Annotated in this window: 14 protein-coding genes, 1 tRNA gene and 6 pseudogenes; 13 read left to right on the top strand and 8 right to left on the bottom strand. The window is 70.1% G+C overall.

Annotated features, from left to right (window positions below; all coding sequences use genetic code 11):
• Positions 1-77 precede the first annotated feature (77 nt).
• Positions 78-200: pseudogene (locus ACZ5ON_RS32430) on the top strand (integrase core domain-containing protein); the annotation flags it as partial.
• A gap of 58 nt (positions 201-258) precedes the next feature.
• Here the strand turns inward: ACZ5ON_RS32430 and ACZ5ON_RS32425 are convergent.
• A pseudogene (locus ACZ5ON_RS32425) lies at positions 259-426 on the bottom strand (trypco2 family protein); the annotation flags it as partial.
• Positions 427-584: 158 nt separating this feature from the next.
• Here ACZ5ON_RS32425 and ACZ5ON_RS32420 point away from each other — a divergent pair.
• The 4 genes and pseudogenes from ACZ5ON_RS32420 to ACZ5ON_RS32405 all read left to right on the top strand — a co-directional run.
• The gene (locus tag ACZ5ON_RS32420; protein WP_465600145.1) at positions 585-1,079 is read left to right on the top strand and encodes a universal stress protein; all 495 of its coding nucleotides are present in this window, start codon (positions 585-587) and stop codon (positions 1,077-1,079) included.
• A 128-nt stretch (positions 1,080-1,207) separates the two neighbouring features.
• Positions 1,208-1,417: a hypothetical protein gene (locus ACZ5ON_RS32415; RefSeq protein ID WP_465600143.1), complete on the top strand. Its 210-nt coding sequence runs from the start codon at positions 1,208-1,210 to the stop codon at positions 1,415-1,417.
• 27 nt (positions 1,418-1,444) lie between these two features.
• A pseudogene (locus ACZ5ON_RS32410) lies at positions 1,445-2,179 on the top strand (cation-transporting P-type ATPase); the annotation flags it as partial.
• A 70-nt stretch (positions 2,180-2,249) separates the two neighbouring features.
• Positions 2,250-3,113 (top strand): annotated as a pseudogene (locus tag ACZ5ON_RS32405) (hypothetical protein); the annotation flags it as partial.
• A gap of 861 nt (positions 3,114-3,974) precedes the next feature.
• Here the strand turns inward: ACZ5ON_RS32405 and ACZ5ON_RS32400 are convergent.
• Positions 3,975-4,472 carry a MarR family winged helix-turn-helix transcriptional regulator gene (locus tag ACZ5ON_RS32400; RefSeq protein WP_465600141.1) on the bottom strand — a complete coding sequence of 166 codons (498 nt, stop codon included), beginning with the start codon at positions 4,470-4,472 and terminating at the stop codon, positions 3,975-3,977.
• 118 nt (positions 4,473-4,590) lie between these two features.
• On the opposite strand from ACZ5ON_RS32400, the gene ACZ5ON_RS32395 reads away from it, so the two are divergent.
• The 5 genes from ACZ5ON_RS32395 to ACZ5ON_RS32375 all read left to right on the top strand — a co-directional run bounded on the left by ACZ5ON_RS32395 (position 4,591) and on the right by ACZ5ON_RS32375 (position 6,959).
• Positions 4,591-4,965: a cupin domain-containing protein gene (locus ACZ5ON_RS32395; protein WP_465600139.1), complete on the top strand. Its 375-nt coding sequence runs from the start codon at positions 4,591-4,593 to the stop codon at positions 4,963-4,965.
• A 103-nt stretch (positions 4,966-5,068) separates the two neighbouring features.
• The gene (locus tag ACZ5ON_RS32390) at positions 5,069-5,224 is read left to right on the top strand and encodes a hypothetical protein (protein ID WP_465600137.1); all 156 of its coding nucleotides are present in this window, start codon (positions 5,069-5,071) and stop codon (positions 5,222-5,224) included.
• Positions 5,225-5,459: 235 nt separating this feature from the next.
• A complete protein-coding gene (locus ACZ5ON_RS32385; RefSeq protein ID WP_465600135.1) occupies positions 5,460-5,579 on the top strand; it encodes a hypothetical protein in 120 nt (39 codons plus the stop codon).
• A 223-nt stretch (positions 5,580-5,802) separates the two neighbouring features.
• On the top strand, positions 5,803-6,336 hold the full coding sequence (locus tag ACZ5ON_RS32380) for a SigE family RNA polymerase sigma factor (RefSeq protein WP_465600190.1): 534 nt from the start codon (positions 5,803-5,805) through the stop codon (positions 6,334-6,336).
• Positions 6,336-6,959, top strand: a complete 624-nt coding sequence (locus ACZ5ON_RS32375) for a PASTA domain-containing protein (protein WP_465600133.1) — start codon at positions 6,336-6,338, stop codon at positions 6,957-6,959. The genes ACZ5ON_RS32380 and ACZ5ON_RS32375 overlap by 1 nt, the downstream gene beginning before the upstream one ends.
• Positions 6,960-7,202: 243 nt before the next feature.
• Here the strand turns inward: ACZ5ON_RS32375 and ACZ5ON_RS32370 are convergent.
• A tRNA-Met gene (locus ACZ5ON_RS32370) sits at positions 7,203-7,276 on the bottom strand.
• A gap of 416 nt (positions 7,277-7,692) precedes the next feature.
• Here ACZ5ON_RS32370 and ACZ5ON_RS32365 point away from each other — a divergent pair.
• The gene (locus ACZ5ON_RS32365; RefSeq protein WP_465600187.1) at positions 7,693-8,637 is read left to right on the top strand and encodes an IS3 family transposase; all 945 of its coding nucleotides are present in this window, start codon (positions 7,693-7,695) and stop codon (positions 8,635-8,637) included.
• Positions 8,638-8,865: 228 nt separating this feature from the next.
• On the opposite strand, the pseudogene ACZ5ON_RS32360 reads toward ACZ5ON_RS32365, so the two are convergent.
• A pseudogene (locus ACZ5ON_RS32360) lies at positions 8,866-9,225 on the bottom strand (IS4 family transposase); the annotation flags it as partial.
• Positions 9,226-9,623: 398 nt separating this feature from the next.
• Here ACZ5ON_RS32360 and ACZ5ON_RS32355 point away from each other — a divergent pair.
• Positions 9,624-9,944, top strand: a complete 321-nt coding sequence (locus tag ACZ5ON_RS32355) for a hypothetical protein (protein ID WP_465600131.1) — start codon at positions 9,624-9,626, stop codon at positions 9,942-9,944.
• A 710-nt stretch (positions 9,945-10,654) separates the two neighbouring features.
• A complete protein-coding gene (locus tag ACZ5ON_RS32350; protein ID WP_465600130.1) occupies positions 10,655-11,521 on the top strand; it encodes a hypothetical protein in 867 nt (288 codons plus the stop codon).
• A 380-nt stretch (positions 11,522-11,901) separates the two neighbouring features.
• Here ACZ5ON_RS32350 and ACZ5ON_RS32345 read toward each other — a convergent pair whose 3' ends face one another.
• The 4 genes and pseudogenes from ACZ5ON_RS32345 to ACZ5ON_RS32330 all read right to left on the bottom strand — a co-directional run bounded on the left by ACZ5ON_RS32345 (position 11,902) and on the right by ACZ5ON_RS32330 (position 15,801).
• Positions 11,902-13,116, bottom strand: a complete 1,215-nt coding sequence (locus ACZ5ON_RS32345; RefSeq protein WP_465600128.1) for a glycosyltransferase — start codon at positions 13,114-13,116, stop codon at positions 11,902-11,904.
• 315 nt (positions 13,117-13,431) lie between these two features.
• Positions 13,432-14,000: pseudogene (locus ACZ5ON_RS32340) on the bottom strand (transposase family protein); the annotation flags it as partial.
• Between the two features lie 218 nt (positions 14,001-14,218).
• The gene (locus tag ACZ5ON_RS32335) at positions 14,219-15,244 is read right to left on the bottom strand and encodes an ABC transporter permease (protein ID WP_465600126.1); all 1,026 of its coding nucleotides are present in this window, start codon (positions 15,242-15,244) and stop codon (positions 14,219-14,221) included.
• A 152-nt stretch (positions 15,245-15,396) separates the two neighbouring features.
• Positions 15,397-15,801: a hypothetical protein gene (locus ACZ5ON_RS32330; RefSeq protein ID WP_465600124.1), complete on the bottom strand. Its 405-nt coding sequence runs from the start codon at positions 15,799-15,801 to the stop codon at positions 15,397-15,399.
• Positions 15,802-15,855: the final 54 nt, after the last annotated feature.

The following is a 15,855-nucleotide window of genomic DNA, read 5'->3' as shown; positions in this document are numbered from 1 at the left end:
AGATTGACGCAAGGCCATCGACGGCTGGGCGCGGCGCACCCGCACCGGCCGACCGCCGACCGCCGACCGCCGACCGCCGACCGCCGACCAAGGCAGCACTCAAGAAGTTGATCCTGCAGCTCGCTCGCGAGAACGCGCAGTGGGGACACAGGCGTCTCCAGGGCGAGCTCGCCCGTCTCGGGCACTCGATCGCCGCAGCCGATCCGGGTTGGCGGTGAGCACCCGGCCGCCGTCGGACGTCTCCGCCTTCAGCTGCAGCTTGACGGTGTGCGAGGCACCGGCGCTGCCCGCGGCCCTGGCACCGGCCGTGAGGACCCGGAACCTGACCCGGCCGCTGACCTCCGCCGAGGCTGAGACGGTCACCTGCATCTCCAGGTCGACCGACTCCACGGCCAGTCGCACGGGCTTGCCCTGGCTAGCGGCCACCGGGTCCGATCGCGTACGGCTCACGCGTGAGCTGGTGCCCGCCGACGAGCAGGAGCAGGCTGAGAAGTGCCCCCGCAACGGACGACCGCACGGACCCCAGCGCCAGACACGCCGCGACGGTACTGTCTCCACGCCCGCCAAATCCTTGGAGGTCTCCCGTGACCGATCCTCCCGTCCCCCACCCGGTCGGCCCGATCGTGGTCGGCACGGACGGTTCGGCCCCAGCCCTGCAGGCCGTGACCTTCGCACTCCGCGAGGCCCAACTGCGCGGTACCGGCCTGCGGGCCGTCTGCGCATACGAGTACACCCCCACCCAGCACTCCGGCTTCGAGAGGACACCCGGCTCCGGCCCCGACAGCGGCCCTATCCCGCAGCAGCGCGATCTCGTCACCCAGGCCGTGGCCGACTCCGTCAAGGAACTCCAACAACAGCTCGGCGGACCCTCCGTGAAAGTGGAGATCGTCTGCGAACGCGGCCGCCCGGCGCAGGTCCTCCTCGAAGCGAGCGAGGACGCCAGCCTGCTCGTGGTCGGCACCCGAGGATCCGGTGCCTGGGGACGCCTCACCCTCGGCTCGACCAGCACCGAGGTCGTCCACCACGCCCACCTCCCCGTGGTCGTCGTACCGGCGAAGCACGACACCACACCTTCCTGAACCTCGACTCCAGCCCCCCACGGAACGGGCCAGGTGGAGACGACGCCGCGCAGCAGGAGCAGGCCGACGTCGAGGGCGGCAGGAGGGCTCCGGTGGTGGGCCCCGGATCGACCCCGGACAATCAGGTCATGGCAGGCCTTGAAGCGAACCCCGGAACAGTGCATCTGGCCCATGGGGCGGGCTATGTCAGCCCTGGCGTCGCGCTCGGCGAGTCGGTCGAGGGCATTGTCCGCATCGACGAGCGCGGATGGGTGCACGTCACCCAGAAGGACGGATCCCGGGTGTCGTTCCCAGCGCATGCTGTAGAGCGCATCACCTGGGATGAGCCCGCTGCCTAGGACACACAGCTCCCCACCTTGCCGGGCGTGGACTCACGTCCCCGGGGACGCTCATCGGGTTGCTCGGCACCCTCGTCCCCGCCGTCCGTGTCGGCGACCACGGGAAACCGCGGCGGCTTGCCCGGCCGCCCCAGGCCGCATGGGCAGCCAAGCACGAGCCCCGGCCCAAGGTGTCGTTCCATCAGCGGGCTCCCAACCGGACCTAACGTCTGTCGGGTGAAGAGTCGACACGAGGCGTGGGTACGGCCGCCGGGCCTCGACCCCGAGGAAGCGGCGGAGCTGCTCCTGCGCGATCTGCACAGTTCGCGCGCCGGACTGACCTCCACCGAGGCCGGGCGACGACTGGTGCAGTACGGTCGCAACGAACTGCACCGGCGCGGCGGCCGACGCTGGCCCTGGGAGCTGGCCCGCCAGTTCACGCACCCACTCGCCCTGCTGCTGTGGCTCGCCGCCGCGCTGCTCACCGCCGCGCTGCTCACCGCCGTGGGCTCGGACGTCGTCGCCGCCGCCGTCGTTCTCATCATCTTCCTCAAGGCCGCGTTCGCGTTCATCCAGGAGGTGCACGCCGAACACGCGGTCGAGGCGCTGGCCGCCTACATCCCCCAGCGGGCGAAGGCCCACCGCGACGGTGTCGCGCGGGAGATCGACGCCACCGAACTGGTCCCGGGCGACATCGTCGTCATCGAGGCCGGCGGCCGGATCGCCGCCGACATCCGCCTCCTGCAAGGGGCCATCGAGGTCGACATGTCGGCGTTGACCGGGGAGTCGGTGACCACACTGCACTCGGCCGCGATCCTGGACGTGGACGTCCACGTGCTCACAAGCACACGATCTCGTCTTCAGCGGCACCAGCTGCACCGGTGGCGAAGCCCACGGCGTGGTCTTCGCCACCGGTATGAACACCGAACTCGGACGCATCGCCGCGCTCTCCGAACGATGGTGGCGCCTGCGCGACCGCCACTGGCGCAAGAGCCTGGCCTTCAACGCCACCGGCGCCCTGCTCTCGGCGATCGTCTTCATCACCGCCGGAGTCACCAAGTTCACCGAAGGCGCCTGGTTCGCCGTGCTCGTGGTGGGACTGTTCATCCTGGTGACGACACGAATCCGGCACCACTACGACGTGGTCGGCAAAGCGCTTGAACTGCATCCGCACGCAGTCGAAGTCCCCAGCCGTACCATCACACCGCCGCGCTCGGAGGACGGCACGAAGCGAACCGACGCACAGACGCCGGGCCCCGAGCCCGAGGCGCCGACCGAGGCCCAGTCAGAAGCGGAGACCGAGGAGACTCCCGAGGAGATCCACCCGCTGTCGATCGTGCCGATCGCCACGCTGGACCTGGCCGGCATGCGTGCGCTGGCCTACGCGGCCTCGCTCAAGCAGCCCGTCCTCGCGCTCCACATCAGCCCCAGCGAGGACGAGGCCCAACGCTTCCGCGAGTACTGGCGTGAGTGGGGCGACCACCTACCGCTGAAGATCGTGGTCTCCCCCTATCGCACGATCGTCGCTCCGCTGGTCAACTACATCGAGTCGCTGCACCACCAGCGCCCGGACCTCACTCTGACCGTCATCCTCCCGGAGATCGTCGTCCGGCACTGGCGGCACCGCCTCCTGCACAACCGACTCGCGGCTCGGTTGCGACGGGCACTCCGACCCCTGCCGAAGATCGTCGTCACGACCGTCCCGTTCCACGTGTAGCACAGCGCGAAAGCAGCCCGACGCGTCCAACCCGAGCAGCCGCCGACCCCGCCAACACCCACACCGGCACCGACCTCCTGACAGCCGCTGGCGCGCCGACCGCAGACCACCCGACGGCGTTGCGGATAGCACCGTTCACCGGCCCATGACGCCACGCCGCTCACCGCCTCCCCCGACTCACGTCGTGCCGGGCTGGGGCAGTGGTGGTTCTGTACGAGGCGGGGGCGCTCCTTTCGGCCCATGCCCGGGATTGGCGCCGTCCGGTTCTGCCCGGGACATCGAGACGAGAACGACCAAGTAGTAAGCGTGCTGCACACAGTGCTGGCCAACGGAACCGAGCGACGCACCCCAGCGAAGCCGCCGCGCCCATACACACCACGCGCGCCGAGTGCTGGCCAGGTAGAGGGCGAAGCCCCAGGTGTGCAGCACGCTGGTGAACCGTAGGCGGTACAGCGGGAGGCTCTGCTCGCCTGGCAACTCGGCTGCCACGTAGGCGAATCCGGCACGAAAGCGGACCATTCCCCGCCCGCAGCCTTGCCCGCATCTCTTCTGCACTCGGCTGCGGCGCGTGCAGCCGGCGCGACTTTTCGACGGTGGCCGGCCGGAACTGGAACAACGCGCCACCGGCCCCCTCGATCTCCAACTCCCGCGCCCCACTGTCCGGTTCGGCCGTCCAACTCACCACGTACTGCTTCCTTGGGGGCCGGGCGCGTGGGTCAGCCGGATGTGCGGTTGCGGCTCGGGCAGTGGCTGCCGGTCGTCTCCGGCAAGCGGCCGGCCATTACGGCGCTTTGTTTCGCGGACGGGACGGCGCGACTCCCGGGCGGCCGTGGCGGTGAACGGCCTCCCCTGGCGGGTGGTTCACCAGACCGGCCGGAGGCTGGCGGGATGGCTGCCGGGCAGGTGGTCCAGGTAGGTGCGCAGGTCGTGGTGGATGGCGTCGAGGCGGTCGATGCCGATGAGTTCGGCCCATTGCTGCTCGGTCTCGCTCCACAGCTGGTCGGCGAGCCGCAGGTATTCCTGCCCTCGGTCGGTCAGTTGCAGGATCTGCGCGCGTCGGTCGGTGGGGTGGGGGTGGCGTTGGAGGTAGCCCCAGTCGGCGAGTTCCGCGACGGTCTTGGAAGCGGATTGTTTGGTCACGCTGAGGTGGGACGCGAGGTCCATCGTCGTGGCTCCCGGGTGGTCGGCAAGGTAGCGGAAGGCGTAGCCGTGGGCGGGGCGGAGGGGCTCCCGCCCCGACTCGGCCAACCGGGCGTGCAGATGGTCGGTCATGGCGCGGAAGGTCATCGCGAGCATCAGCGGCACCTCGCCAGGCCTGCGGTCCGCACTGCCGGCGGCCGAGGCGATGTGCGTCTGCATGGTGTCCCTCCTGGGGGCGAGGCGTTTTCGACCATCATAGTCAGTTTGGTTGACCTTTTTCGAGAGTCTGACCTAACGTCAAACCAGTCAGTCCAGTTGACTACTTCTGGAGGAATTCATGCCCTTGTCGACCATTGCCGACGCCAAGGTGTTCGACCGCGACGGCTTCACCTTCCGCCCGCTGGCCGTGCCCTCCCGTGGGAGCGTGGAACTCGCGATCTGGGCGCTGGAGATCGCCCCGGGGGCGGCCAGCGAGGCGCACTCGATGGACCGCGAAGAGGTCTTCGTGATCGTCAGCGGCAAGGTCTCGGCCACCGTCGCGGGAGTGGAGGTCAACGCGGGGGACGGTGACGCGATCATCGTCCCCGCCGGCACGCAGTTGCAGATCCGCAACGCCTGCACCGAAAACCCCGCCACACTCACCGCGGTGACCTCGGCCGGGATGAAGGCCACGGTCGGCGACGCGACGTTCCCCCCGCCGTGGGCCCAGTGAACTGACACGGCCAACGGGACACCCGTTGCTCCGCCGGACCTCGGCGGAGCAGCGGCCCTACCAAGGAGAAAGCAGCAGCCCCATGGGCAGAAGGCGCAGAAGAGTGGAGCAGACCACTGAGCAGGCCATCATGACCGCCGCCACCCGCATCGACGTGCACGCCCACTTCCTGCCCGGCGCCTACCTCAGGGCCGCCGCAGCCGCCGGACTGAATGCCACCGTGCCGCTCCACCCCACCGCCCCCGTCTGCTTCGCGTAGACCGGGCTGGGCCATCCCGCACCGCTCATCGAGCGGCACGCCCGGATGCACCCGTCACCCGCCCTGGCCAGGCCACGCGGCGTACGAGGTCGGTCTGGGGCAGGACCAGAGGATGGACCTGTGCAGCGCTACGCGCTGACTATGCCGGCCGAGGACGTGGCGGGCATGCACGCCCCGCCGCCCCGCCGAAGGTCGTGGTCATGTACTGGAACCCGGGCTTGGCCGGGGTGTTCCGGTGTACGACGACCTGGTGGGCACGGTGCGCGCGGTGATCGAGCACGACCGTGTCGCCCGCCTCCTGGACACCGACGGTGGTGCCCAGGAGCAGCCGGTGGCCGCCGTCGCCCTTCTCTGACCACGCCCGGTGGGTCGATGCCCCAGCTGACCATTACGGGCCGTCGGCGGGCGGCGGGCGTTCCGGACCACTGGTCGAGGTGATGTGTGTCACTTCGGGAGGTTCGGTGCAGCAGGATGCGGTGCGGGGCCGTCATGGGTGCGGGAACGCTGAAGGGGGAGAACATGAGTGCATCGGCGGGTAGCTGGTGAGGCTGGGCTGGCGCGGTAGGGACACCCGGCGGATCGACTTCGTCGAGTTCGTCCAGCAGCGCTCCGCGGCACTGTTCCGGACCGCCTACATCCTGACCGGAAGTCAGGACAGTGCGGAGGACCTGCTGCAGGAGGCGCTGGAGAAGGCATGCCGGCACTGGAACCGGGTGGCCGTCGCGGACTCGCCGGAGGCCTACGTACGCCGGATCGTGGTCAACCTGGCCAACGACCGGTGGCGCAGACTCCGCCGGGCCGGCGAGCGCTCGGACCTCGCGGACCACGCCGACCCCCATGACCCGTACCGGCTCGTGGACCTTCGCGACGAACTGGTACAGGCGCTCCACGCCCTGCCGATCGGGATGCGCACCGTCGTGGTGCTGCACTACCTGCATGACATGGGCGACCAGGAGATCGCCGAGACGCTCCGGATCTCACCCTCCGCCGTGCGCTCGCAACTCGCCCGCGGGCTGGCCAAACTGCGCACCGCGGTGCCCCGGTCCGAACCGCCCGCGCCCGTACCGGACGACGGCCGGCCCACCCCTCTGCCCCAGTTCGAAGGTGCGTGATGACCTCGTTCCCGCCCGACGGCCACCTCGGCTCCACCCCGGACCCCGACCTGAGAGAGGCACTGATCCAGGCCATGGACAACTTCGCGAACGACGCACACCCCCTCGTGTTCGACGGCACCGCCATCCTGCGCCGCACCCGCCGTCGGCGCGGACTGCTCGCGGTCACGGCATCGGCGGCCGCCATCGTCCTGACCACGGGCACCGCCTTCGCCCTGCACGGCTTTGACCAGCCCCCGGTCCGGCACGCCGCCGCCGCGCCCGTAGCCTCCGCGACACCCTCGCCCGCGCCGCCGGAGCCGACCTCCACCGCTTCCCCCGCCCCCGACACCTCAGCCACTGCTTCCCCCGAGGCTCCGATGGGAAGTGCCACACCCTCTCCCGGCACCCGCGCCGAACCAGCGCCCGGCGCCCCCTCCGTCACCGTCCCGGCAGTCCTCGGCATGCCCCAGGCCCAGGCCGAGAAGGTCCTCGCGGAAGTCGGACTGAAGATCGAGCATGTCCAGAACTTCACCGACTGGAAGACCCCGGCCGACGCGGTGATCAGCAGCGAGCCCAGGGCCGGCACCGCGGTCGCCCCGGGCACCGCCGTCACCCTTTTCGTCTCAAAGGGGAAGCCCTGACGCCACTGGCCCCAAACCCGGCGGACGGCCCTATGGGCCGCCGCCGGTGAGCGCCGACCGGTTCGGCGATCAGGGCGGCGGTGACCGGCCGGAAACCGACGCGGGCCGGGGGCCGAAGCGCGGTGCCCGGCTTCCGGTGAGGCCGATGGGCCGGCAGGCCTGGTGGCGGAGGCTGGTGAAGGGGGCGAGCCGCACGGCTCCGGACACAGTGAAGGCCCGGCGGAAGCCGGGCCTTCACGTTCGTAGCGGGGACAGGATTTGAACCTGCGACCTCTGGGTTATGAGCCCAGCGAGCTACCGAGCTGCTCCACCCCGCGTCGGTAGCCTCTACTCTACGGCACCCGGTAGAGCGCTCCCTACCGCTTCTCTCGGTGCGCGTTCGTCAGATGGTCCGGAGCAAGGCGCCGGCCGGGGACCGGTGGTCAGCGGTCTCGGTGGTCGTCGGGGGCCAGTCGGGGGGCCAGCCGGGGGTTGAAACGGGGCGCTCGGCTGCCGGTCACGGCGATGAGTTTGCAGACGCGGTGGCGGTGGCCGGTGTAGGGGGCGAGCAGTTCGAGCATTCATCTCGGCGACGGCAGGCAGCGGCACGGCGACCGGACCGGTTCGCGTGCGGGTGTGCGCGGTGCTGGCCCATGACGGCCGGGTTGCCTCTGCGGGCTCGCCTTCATCGGCAAGGGCGGCACACACATGCTCGACAACGGGGCGATCTGCGTACAGACGGACTTCTGGCGCAATGCCCCACTGGCGCCGGCGAGCCTGCCGATGGCAAGGGCTTGGAGGCGTCCAGCAGTGCCATGCGCCTCTGCCAGGACAACCCCTCCGTGGGTCAGCGCGCCTGAGGGGTGTCTTTACCCGCAGACCAGGTCTGATCAACAGGTTTGTGCATGTATGCGTCCTGGGCATGATCGCTGGTCGTGGGTCTGCGACTGGTGTACCTGATCTTCTGCCGGGCCTTGGACTGGCTGACGCTGCTGGGGCGCTCCTCGGCCGTGAGAAACGCCGAGATCCTCGCGCTGCGCCACGAGGTCGCGGTGCTGCGGCGCAGGTCGCGCGGCCACGGATGTCGTGGGCCGATCGCACAGTGCTCTCGGCACTCGCGCGACAGCTGCCGACCGCGCTGCGCCGGCAGCGGCTCGTCACCCCGGGCACGCTGCTGGCGTGGCACCGCCGGCTGGTTCGCTGGAGGTGGCGCCAGCCGCCGACCAGACCGGGCCGGCCACCGCTGCCCGACGAACTCGCCGCACTCATCCGCCGCCTCGCCACGGACAATCCGACCTGGGGCTACGTCAGGATCCAAGGCGAACTGCGACGGCTCGGACACCGGGTCGCCGCCGCCACCATACGGCGCGTACTGCGCCGCTCCGGCCTGCCACCCGCACCGCAGCGCGCCACCCAGCAGACCTGGCGCACGTTCCTCCGCTCCCAGGCCCACACGCTGCTCGCCTGCGACTTCCTGCACGTGGACACCGTCTTCCTCTGGCGCCTCTACGTCTTCTTCGTCATGGAGATCAAGACCCGGCGCGTCCACGTTCTCGGTGTCACCGCACATCCGACCGGCGATCGTCACCGAGGTCGTGGTCCGGCTTGTGTCGGGGCGGCCGTCCGCTTTCCGTTCCGCGTAACGGGAGATGGGCGACTTCGCCTTGCGGGTACTGACGCGGAGGCGGCGGGCTGGTGACAGCGCCGACAGGAGGCGGCGCCCGATCGTGCCGATGCCCTCCTGGACGACTTCTTCCGCACATACCAGCAGGTCGCGGGCTGTGTGGAAGGCGATCGTGAAGCAACAGCGGTCGGGATCGGTGCCGGGCCGGGACTCCGCCGCCTCGACCATCACCCGTCGCAGCAACTGGTAGAGGACCAGCAGGGCCCACATCTCCTGCTCGACGCCGAATCGGTCGCCCGAGCGCAGGATGCGTCCGTTGAGGATGGTGTGGCGCAGGGCGTAGTAGGCGCTCTCGTGTTCCCAGCGCTCGTGGTAGAGGTGGACGAGGCGGTCGGCGGGGTAGCGCCGGGCGTCCAGCAGGGTGGTCATCAGCCGGTAGGAGCTCTCGAAGCTGCTGCCGTCCGAGCAGGTGACGCCAACTGTGGCCTCGATGATGCGTACCGGAACACCGCCGATGACCGAGAGATAGGAGGAGTCCGTCAGCGGCTGCAGGACGGGCGGGCGGCGACGGGCGTTGATACGGCCCAGGACCTGTGCACCGGTGGCGTGCACGGCGGCGAGGAAGTCGTTGCCGTCGAACCCCCGGTCCCACAGCACCAGCATCCTGGGGTCCAGGTGCTGCAACAGCCGGGTGGAGCGGTGCCAAGAGCCGGCCTGGCCGCTCACCGGCTCCTTCGCACGCGAGTGCTCGGCGGCATCATCAACGAGTACCGATATGCGGCCTGACCAGCAGCGACGAGTTTCCGAACGGCACAGGCTGCTGCTGGTAGCGACATCGCCGAGCCAGTGCGGGGGCAGCTTCGGCGCCGGAAGGTCCGCGGCCGCTCGGCCAGTCAACGCCGCCGTGTACGAGCGCAGACACAGTGCCGGCCCGTGGAAGAGGCGATCCCGCCCATAAGGGCCCTGGCGAAGCGAGCTCCCGCTCCGTCCGCGCCGCAGCCTGGTGCCGCTGGCCCTACCCCGCCCTTCCGCGCCGCTCGACCCCTCGCGCGTGGACGGGCTTGGCCGCCCGCTACCGGTGCGCCGGGCGGGGCACGTCGGGGCTTCCAGCGCCCGCCCGCTTCGCCCGCAGCCACGCATCGTGGATCGCCCCCGCCATCAGCACCGACGAGCTGATGGTGAGCCTCGCCGACAAGATCTGGAAGGACAAGCGCGTCACCGATCTCGAACAACTGCTGATCGAGCGACTTGCCGAAGCCGGCCGCCAGCAGCCGTGGGAAGCGTTCGCGGCACTCGACGACCTCCTCGACCACATCGCTCAGGACGCCGAACGCAGGCTGGCCTTCCAGGCTGAGCACCCGGTCGCTCGCGGCATCGGGTGAGGCGCCCGATTCTGGGCCTTACCCGGCCCCGGCGTTGTCATCGCGGCCGAGATATATTCGGCGGTGCCCGGGGCAGGTGTCCGCGACACCGGGCCGGTGATCGTCATACATCCCGTGCTGGAGATCGGCGCGCTTCCCGAATTCGCGTTCTGGCCTCGCCGAGCAACTGCCGTACCAACTCATCCCACTGAACGGAACGCTGAGCAGCGACCAGGTCGGCACGGCGATCGCCACCCTGGCCGACTACAACTCCAGCCGGGTTGACGACCGTCTGACCGACCCGGCCGACGCCTTCTTGAGCTCACTACTGCACGCGAATGGGTTCGTCGCCCCAGGAGGGATCCGCGTCCAGGACACGGGCACCGGCACGACGCTGACGCCCGGTTGCTGCTGCGGACTGGAGGACTGGCGCGGATGGCTGGAAAGCGCCGACGGAGGCGAGCTGTGGCTCGGCCACGACCCGACACCGTGGGCCGAGCACCTCGGCGACACCATCCGGCTCCACCCGGACGGCGAGCGCCCGGGCCCGGTGATCGAGATCGCCCAGACCGAGCTCCCCCGGCTGCTCGCCAGGGTCCAGCAGGACCTCGCCGACTTCCTCCTGCTGATCGCTGCATGGCCGACCAGCACGCACCCCAGTCGGCGCAGGCACTGGTCAACGCGTTCGACCGATCGCTCGAAATCACCGCACCCCTGCGAAAGTCGAGCTGATGGCGAGTTTCCTGACGCACCGCCGACTCGTGCTTGACCGCAAGCTGCCGACGCGGCGACGCCACGCGGCACTGCGTACGTGCCTCACCCTGTACGCCCCGTACGGCTTCCGCGCCACCTACCACCACCTGACGGTCAGCGCCGCGATACCGCGCGACCTCGACGCCGATCCCGACTCGCTGACGCGTGCGGTGAACGAACTCCACGAGGCCCGCCTGCTCCGGCTGGCCGAGGACGCCCGGTACGCCGAGCGGCGGCGACGCGAGAAGCATGCCGGTCAGCGGGTCCCCCGACGCCCCGGCACATGGTGGCACCGCCACGGGCGGCAGAGCTGCTACCAGCTCGATCCGCTCTGCCATCCAGCCCTGGCCCTGCCCGAGTTCGTCCGCCGCCAAATCAGCCTGGTGAACGGCGAAGCACTGCCCGGCTGCGCGGACTGCGGCAGCCGCCGCCCCGCCATCTCTCGTTCGACCGGCCACGGGTTCATCGACCTGTGCCGCGGCTGCGGAGCGGTACAGCACTCGTGTGCCTGCGGCCAGCCTCACCACCTCCACCCGCACGAACGGGACCTGTGGCCGCGCCTGTGGCGCAGGGAGCACATGACCCACGACGGCCTGCCCAACCCGCACTGGCCCGGCACTCTCGAGCACCGGATCGCCAGCGTGCAGCTGAGGAGCCCGTCACAGCCCGCGGAACGGGAGGCTCGGGTGAGCGAACTCGCCTTCTTCGCCCAGGTGGTGGCCCGGGGCACGGTCCACGGCCTGGACTGCAGCTCCACACCCAACCAGTCACCGCCCGAGCGGGCAGCACCACCGCGCCGTCCGCCGCCTCGGCGAGAGCACAGGCGACCTCCTCACGGGCGATGACCGCGCGCCGCGCGGCCTCCTCCGCTTCGGCCACCGCCGCTTGGAGCCGCTCCAACTCCACCCGCAGCCCCTCCGCCCGGGCCAGCGCCACCCGCTCGCGCTCCTCCAACACTCCCAGCACCGACGGCATCCGCCACCTCCGCCATTTCGCGAATGAACACAGCGGATCGAGCCTGCCTACCAGGCGTCGACTTCACACCTGAGCTGGGAAAACTTGACACTACGTCCGCTTTGGGAATCGCTTCTGAAGTCACGCAAGCCGGGCCGGCGGATACACACGAGCGGCTCCCGGACGAGGCCGACAGATCGGGTTGAGGACCCGAGGTCAGTCAGAGGCTGGGTCAGACCTTCCCGGACACCGCTCATGAACATCCTCACTGTCAGTGGTCGAATCCTTCGCCGATGTGGGCGAGGACGCCGGCAGCGCCGTCCTCTGTCGCCATGCGCCTGGCGATGTCGGCCGCACGGTGGCGGACCGGCTCGGCCCTGGCGGCCGAGATCGCGGCTGCGAGGTTCTCAGCGGTGAGGTCCTGGAACGGAAGCGGCTGAGGGGCGACTCCCAGCCGGTGCAGGCGTGCCGCCCAGAACGGCTGGTCGGCCATGACGGGAACCGGCACAGTGGGAACTCCGGCCCGCAGTCCGGCTCCGGCGGTTCCCGCCCCGGCATGGTGGACGATGGCGGCCGTGCGTGGGAACAGCCAGTCATGGGGCAGGTCGCCGACGGCCATGATGTCATCACCCGCGCCGCTCATCCCGGCCCATCCCGCCTGCACGACCGCACGCACACCCGCCCGCCTCACCGCGGCGGCCACCAGTTCGCCGAGCCGATCGCCCTCCCCCGGTGCCATGCTGCCGAACCCGATGAACACCGGGGCCGGACCGGCCTGAAGGAAGTCGACCAGTTCGACCGGAGGCTGCCAGCCCTGCGGTCGAGCGGGCCACCAGTAGCCTGTCACGTCAACCCCGGACGGCCAGTCCGCCGGGCGCGGCACCACCAGCGGACTGAAGCCGTGAAGAACCGGCCCAGCCTTTCCGAGCGATGCCGAGGGCGTTTCGGCGGCCAGGCCGAGGCGGCCGCGCAGCCGCGTCACAGCGCCTGCGGAGAGGGCATCCGCACGCCGGAGCACCGCGTGGCCGGCGGCGAGATTGCCGTCAGGCCCGAGGTCGCCGTCTCCCTGAGCACCGGGCAGCGGGAAGTCCCTGGTGGCGAAAGCCGGCGTGAGATAGGTGCCGAGGACGGGAACACCGAAAGCGTCCCCCGCCGCCTGGCTGAGCGCCGACGGGCCGAAGGCGGTGAGCACCAGGTCGGCTCCGCCTGCCACAGCCTGCGCCACTCCATCGGCGAGCCTGTTCAGAAATGCCGTCATCACCGTCCGGATCTCCTCCGGTGACGCCGTCTGGCCCCTGGAGCGGATGAGTTCCTGCGGGTCTCCCGGCAACGGCCGATACTGGAGACCGCACGCCTCGACGAGGGTCGCGAACGGAGGGTGGGCAGCCACGGCAACCTGGTGTCCACCATCCAATAAGCGCTGGCCCAGACCCGTGAACGGCGCGACGTCGCCTCGTGAACCGGCAGTGATGATCAGAATCCGCATACAACTATTCTCCGACAATGCCTGGGTGCTGACGTCCCATCACCGCAAGCGCAGCCCCTCTGCTGCACCGCTACGGCAGGTGCAAGTGCCGTCGTAACTCATGGCGCCCCCGAGGGGTGCGAGGCACTGGTCGACCAGGTGCGCGGCCCAGAACCCGGGCTCGTCCAGCAACGGAAGACCGTCCAGAACGGGAGCCGAGGAGTACCAGTGCCGCGCCATCGCTATGCCGCGATTCTGGCGTACGAAGATCCGCTCTGTTCGACCGCCCCACGAGCTACCCGGACATCAACTTGACGGCTTGGCGCCGTGAGGTGTCTTGTCTCCGGCGACCGCGTCGGGCCGGGTTCGGGGACGGCCGACCGCCCGCGGACCCGGACCTTCTTCAGGACGGGGATGAACTGCGGGCTGTCGGCGGCCTGCCCCTCGGTCAGGACGAACGACAGCGGGCGGCACTTGCGGTCGCCGGCACAATGGATCTTGCTGATCTGCCCGCCTCTGGAGCGTCCGAGCAGGGCGGCTTTCAGTCGAAGCTTGCGCCGGCGCCGGATACGTCGCCGCTCTTCCCGTTCCGGGTCGTCTGTTGCGTCTTGCCCGTCTTGTCCTTCTGAGCCGCCCCCTTCGGGCGGGCCTTCTCCGCCTCGTCGGCGGCCTTCTCCACGGCGGCCAGAGCGTCGGGGTCCAGGTGCATCCCGGCGTCGTGGTGGGCGCGCGGACGGTGGTGGAGTCGATGCTGACCAGCGCCGTCACTGGGCGCCGGAGCGGAAGCACCAGATCAATCCCTCGAACTGATCCCGCAGCCTCTCGGGGTACGGGCCGTACTCACCGATGGGCAAGTACGGCTCGATGAACGTCCACTGCTCGTCGGTGAGTTGCCTACGCGTCACACACAGCGTCCTACCGGATTCCACCTTCGGGTGGGCGCGAAATCGCAATATTGATCACGCCATCACACAGGCCCTAAGGACGCCTTCGGACGCGACCTCCGCGACGCCTTCACGGTCTTCGCCCCCAGCGGCCAGTTCGACGAACTCATCCGGACCGAGGCGATCACCGCCACGCGCCCCTGAGCAGCGCATCAATTCCGCTCGCCACCCGGCCGGTGTCAGGACCTGCCGAGCGGTGGCGTGTGAGCGTTCGCGGCGCGGCGCACCCGCAGGCCGTCGGCCAGACACAGGACTGCACCGAGCATGAGCCAGGTCACGAGAACGATGACGGAGCGGGTGGTGCCGGCGCCGTCGAAGAAAGCGGTGGAGCGCAGCAACTGGCCACCCGCCCCGGGCGGCAGCAGCTGACCGAGCATGCCGGACCAGCCGGGCAGCATCTCGGGTGCGGTCGACGTTCCTGACAGGGGATTGCCGACGAGCATCATGGCAACGGCGCCGAGGCCGATTCCGGCGTAGCCGAGCAGTGACTCCAGCCCGATGATGCTCAGGGACGTGGCCGCGATTGCCAGGGCGATCGCGGCGGTGTTGGCCGGGTAGGAGCCGTTCAGCGAGCCGAGCCAGAACTGCAGGATCGCTGCCACGGCCAAGCCGCCGGTGACCGCGAAGGCGAGCGACCCGGCGACCCGGCGGGCAGTGCCGCGGACGAGCCTGGTCAGCAACACCGCAGAGAGCAGGCCGCCCATGACGAGGGGCAGGGCTCCGGCGGCGAGGCCGGCACCGCGCGGATCGTCAGCCGGCAGCGTGACGAGGTCGCGGGTGGGGACCGCGGTGCCGTTTCCTGGTGTCTGGCCCTGGCTGAGCACGGTCGCGATGCTCTGGAGGGTCTGGGCGACTGCTGCGCTGGCGGCCGAGGCGGTGATGACCTGCGGGGTGCCGGAGCTGAGGTCGATTGCTCCGTACACCTTCCTGTCACGGATCAGCTGTTCGGCGGCTGCGGTGTCGACGACTTTGGTGATCGCGAAGGCGCCCGGCCGCCGTTGGTCCAGAGCGGTGCTGATCTGTGTGACGGCGGTGGTCGGCCCGGCGACGGCGATCGGCACGTCGTGCACGTGCGACCGCACCGACGGCCAGGCGAAGGCGGTGAGCAGCACACTGATGATCGCCGTGAGCAGGACGACCGTCCTGGCCACCGTCGGCCAGGGTGACGGCAGTGTGTCGGCTGCGCGCGGGGTCGGAGTATCCATGCTTCCTCCTCGGACAGTGCGTGTAGGTGCTTCACGGGGTGACGGGGACCGGGTGGGCGCGCTGCGCAATCCCCAGCGCGGCGCCTTGGCTCGGAGCGGGGCCTTCGGTGTTCGTCGCGCCGGGCTGCCGTTGCGACGGTAGGGAGCGGTGGCTACGGCCTGATGCTGGTACGGCTCCGAAGGCGGGTGGACAGTGTCTGCCCCAATGCCAGGGTGCTGAGGCCGAACATCAGGACGCCCAGGGGGACATGGAGCGAGGGCTCGTGCGCGATGCCCAGCACGACCTGTACCGACGCGAGGGCGAGGAAGCCGATGGCGTACGAGATCGGACGGGGTGTACCGCCGCCCGGCCGCCAGGCGAGGATCGCGGCGAGCACGTACAGCATGGACGCGCCGTACATCACACGCGCTCCGGCGCTGTGCAGCGTCTGGCCGTAGGACGTGGACAGCAGCAGTCCGGCGGTGGCCGCCTGGAAGAAGATGGCCAGGGTCTGCAGGGCGACCGCGACCCGTATGAACGTCAGGCTGCGCTCTCCTGCCGTCGTCTGTGTGGCCATGGCGCGGTCTCCTGTTCTGCCTCTCGGTGACGGATGGGTGGCGTGGCGGTGGTC

The organism is Kitasatospora sp. NPDC032150, assembly GCF_055579945.1.
The sequence above is the reverse complement of the archived record's forward strand: the minus strand, read 5'-3'. Positions and strand labels throughout refer to the sequence as shown.